The organism is Dietzia sp. Die43, assembly GCF_024519835.1.
GTDB lineage: Bacteria > Actinomycetota > Actinomycetes > Mycobacteriales > Mycobacteriaceae > Dietzia > Dietzia kunjamensis.
The window spans coordinates 1-2617 of the sequence record NZ_JALJRF010000045.1 but is presented as its reverse complement, the minus strand read 5'-3'; the positions used below and the strand labels follow the sequence as shown (position 1 = coordinate 2617).

The 2617-nt window shown below is 66.5% G+C and carries 2 protein-coding genes; both read right to left on the bottom strand.

The genetic code is table 11. From position 1 onward, the window contains the following. Nucleotides 1-103: 103 nt before the first annotated feature. Nucleotides 104-871 carry an ATP-binding protein gene (locus tag NR111_RS18105; protein WP_006898359.1) on the bottom strand — a complete coding sequence of 256 codons (768 nt, stop codon included), beginning with the start codon at nucleotides 869-871 and terminating at the stop codon, nucleotides 104-106. Continuing rightward, nucleotides 871-2472, bottom strand: a complete 1602-nt coding sequence (gene istA, locus NR111_RS18100; RefSeq protein WP_006898358.1) for an IS21 family transposase — start codon at nucleotides 2470-2472, stop codon at nucleotides 871-873. The genes NR111_RS18105 and istA overlap by 1 nt, the downstream gene beginning before the upstream one ends. Nucleotides 2473-2617 lie beyond the last annotated feature (145 nt).

Sequence of the window (2617 nt, the reverse complement as noted above, 5' to 3'; positions counted from 1 at the left end):
TGGCAGATAGGGCTTGTCGGTACCGCGGGTCCGGCGAGTTGGTACCGCTGTTCCGGCGACCCGGAACCGGCCCGCGCGTGAGGCGGGCCGGCACCGTCGGGGGTTACTCCCAGTAGCCGGTGGTCGCCCGGGCTTGGTCGTCGCGTTGGCGTCGCATGTCGACTTCGCCGAGGTTGATCTCGCGGGCGTTGTTGGCCAGCCGGTTGACGATGGAGTCCGCGGCCACCCGGTCAGGTAGGGCCTCGAGCCAGTACGCCGGTCGGGATTGTGAGGCGATCATCGTCGGCAGCCGGTGCTCCCGGTTGGCCAGCACGGCGAACAGGTCGTTCGCGGCCTCGGGGTCGATGCCCACGGTGAGGAAGTCGTCGATGATCAGCAGTTCCACGTCCGACAGGTCGTTGAGCATTTTTTGGTGGCGGATGCCGTCGCCGCGGGCGATGACCAGCCGCCGGGCGAGTTCGTCCATGCGGGCGTAGGTGACGGTGTGCCCGTTCTGGCAGGCGGCGATGCCGATCGCGCAGGCCAGGTAGGTTTTCCCGCCGCCGGTCGGTGAGAGGACCAGCAGGTTGGTGGGGTCTTGGCGCCAGTGGTGCCCGGCGTAGCGTTTCATCCGCACCGGGGTGATCCCGCGTCCTTCCTGGTAGTTGATCTCCGCGATCGAGGCCTGCGGGATCGGGAACTTCGCGGCGCGGATCAGCTTGTCGATCCGGTGGGCTTGGCGCTGGTCTAGGGCGTCGTCGACGGCGGTGAGGAAGATCTGCTCCGGGGTGAGCTCGTCATTGGCCTCATCGCTGATGAGCTCCTCGAACCGGGTCGCCACGTGCGTGATGCGTAGGTTGCGGAACTTCTGGTGATCGATCTCGGTGAACATCACACGCCCTCCCCGCTGCGGCCGCGCGCATAGTGATCGGCCGAGCGGACTTGAATCGCGCCGTCGTCTCGGGCCCCGGCCGGTGGCGGCGGTTTTCGTGTGGCCGCCGCCGGGACCACGGGCCGGGGCGCCTTGTGGTCGGAGTCGATGCTCGCCATGACGCGTTTGAGCACGCTGTAGCTACCGGCACTGTTCTGGTTGAGCAGTACCTGGCAGGCTGCCTCGAGCCGCTGGCGACTGCGCTTGCCGAGAGTTTCGAGGATGTTCTGGCAGTCCAGATAGCCCTGCGCCTCGATCACGTGACGATCAAGGATCTGGGCGATCACCTGCTCAGTGGCGGGGCCGAACCCGCGGGCACGGTCGGTGAACCACTGCCGGGACCACAGACCGTCGATACCCTGGTGCTCCTTCGGGGCGTGAGCGAGCACGGTCGAGTACTGGCCTTTGCGGCCGTGGCGCCGTGGGTGCTCGCAGACGACCTGGTCACCGTCGAAGAGCGTCACCGACTGCGCGGTCAACCGGACTCGCAGCAGTTGACCGGCGAAGGTGTACGGCACCGAGTAGTACTGCGAATCGCAGGAGACGTGATAGTTCCGTCCGACCTTGAGCTGCTTCCACTCCACCGTGGCGAACCCGTCGTCTGGCAGCACCGCCAGCAGCGGCGCCTCATCGGACTCGAATCGCTCCCACCGTGTCGTACCGTCAGCCCGGCGAATCTGGGTGTTGATCTCGGCGACGCGGTCATCAATCGCCGCGTTCAGGGCCTCGACGGTGGTCCACACCTCCTCGGCGAGGTAGCCGATCACGCGCTTGTTGACCACTTCCACTGCTGACTCCACGGCCGCTTTGTCGCGGGGTTTGCGGACCCGCGCCGGCACGATCGCGGTGCCGTAGTGGTCGGCCAGTTGCTGGTAGCGGACGTTGACAGCCCTGGCCGCCTCGCCCTTGGCCTGCCGGTGGGTGGCGGTGGTCGGGTTGTCGGGCACCACCATCTGCGGCGTCCCGCCGAAGAAGTCGAACGCTGCGACGTGAGCGTCGATCCACGACGGGGACTTCATATCCGTAAAACCGCGACAGAACACCGCACCGGAGTACGGCAGCACCGCCACGAACAAGTACAGCTTGGTGACCTCACCGGTGACCGCGTCGAGGACCTCGAGGGTGTCGCCGGCCCAGTCGACCAGCATCGTCCTGCCGGGTTCGTGATGCAGCGTGGCCACGACGTCCTTGATGCGGGCGTGGTCGGCGAACAGGGCGCAGTACTGGGAGTACCCGTACTTCTTCCCGGCCCCGACGGGGTCCGCGAGATATTTGCCCCAGGCCTGCTGGATGGTGAAGTGCCGGTTGAACTTCATCGACGCCAGCACCCGATCAAAATCGGGCTTGGTGTAGTCCTCCGAGACGCGTTTGCGCCCGTCGGGGAACATCCCGGCGATCTCGGCCGGGTTCATCGACGACGCTTGGCCGGCGGTGATGCCGTACGCGGTGATCGTCTTCTTCACCGCCGCGATCTCCCGACGCGAACACCCGACGGCGGCGACGATCTCGCTGTAGCTATGCCCGGCCAGCGCCAACGTCATGATGGCCTTGTACTCGGCCACATCAGCCTCCTCAAATAGGAAGAAGCGGCGCAGTCGCGCCGCCTCACCCCGAGCAGACCACCCCGCCCGCCCTAAGGAGTACCGAGTCGCCGGAATCGAAGTACCGGATCGCCGGACTAGGCGTACCCACTAGCCCTATCTGCCA